Raw genomic sequence first — 1077 nt, 5'->3', positions numbered from 1 at the left:
TATTTGCGCTAACAAATATCTAGGCAATAATTGTCCACTTAAAGGTATGTAAAAATGAACACTGTAAATACTATCTCAACTGATACTGAATTGAAACCCCAAACTTACGTTTGTACGGCTATTTCGTTTGAACTTGGATCGGTTGTTATGACGCAAGGTGTTGCGTCTATGGTTAAAGAAAATAAAGGTGTTAATTTGCTTATTTATTTGCAACGTCACCAAAGTGGTGATTGGGGTAATGTTTGCATTGATGATAAGATCACCAACGACGAAGCCACCAGAACAGGCGAACGTGTTTTATCTGAATATCAACTTTGCGGAGAGCGTATCTGGATCATTACCAAACGTGATCGCAGTGTTACCACTATCTTATTCCCTAGCGAATATTGATGATGTAAGTTGATACGATATAATGGAGTCCTGTTTAGGACTCCATTTTTTTATTGCATATGAAAAACTTTTCTTTGTTGCTTCTCTTTGTCCCCATTGTTGGATCGGCTTTTTGTTTTGATGAGGCCGGACAACATTATAATGTTTCTGCCGATTTGCTAAGAGCCATTGCGCAAGTTGAAAGCAGTCTTGATCCCAAGGCTTACAACGAAAACAAAAACGAACACGGCGAAATAGTTAGCCGTGATTTTGGCTTAATGCAAATAAACTCTAGTTGGTTTCCTAAACTTGCCGAATTTAATGTTAATGAATCCAATGTTTACGAACCATGTTTTAATGTTTCGTTAGGCGCGTGGGTATTAAGTTCTAACTTTGCAAGTCACGGCTACAATTGGAACAGTGTCGGCGCATATAATTCAGGCTTTTCCAAACGTACCGAAAACGCTAGAAAAATATACATCCAAAAAGTGCAAAGCGTTTATTATTCCGCCAATCTTAAATAACCAGTATTGCCCCAAGATGGTGCAATGCTAGATCCCTGTCGTTCTTCCTTTTCCGTTTTCCATTCCTTCCCAGATTTACCAAACCGTTCCGATTCAATCGCCAACGGATCGGCTTTTGGTCGCGCGCGATTTTCCAGGCAAGCTGAAAAATCGACCTAATGCAGACTCAATGAAATTGAGTCGC

2 protein-coding genes are annotated in these 1077 nt (G+C 39.6%); both read left to right on the top strand.

Annotated elements, in window-relative coordinates; all coding sequences use genetic code 11:
* Positions 1-54 precede the first annotated feature (54 nt).
* Complete coding sequence (locus tag OU793_RS24550) at positions 55-390, top strand: type I restriction endonuclease subunit M (protein WP_159408220.1); 336 nt, start codon at positions 55-57, stop codon at positions 388-390.
* Positions 391-449: 59 nt separating this feature from the next.
* Entirely contained in the window at positions 450-893 is a 444-nt protein-coding gene (locus OU793_RS24545) for a lytic transglycosylase domain-containing protein (protein ID WP_159408221.1), read from the top strand.
* Positions 894-1077: the final 184 nt, after the last annotated feature.

Source organism: Vibrio sp. VP6 (assembly GCF_028823755.1).
Classification (GTDB): Bacteria; Pseudomonadota; Gammaproteobacteria; order Enterobacterales; family Vibrionaceae; genus Vibrio; species Vibrio parahaemolyticus.
The sequence above is the reverse complement of the archived record's forward strand: the minus strand, read 5'-3'. Positions and strand labels throughout refer to the sequence as shown.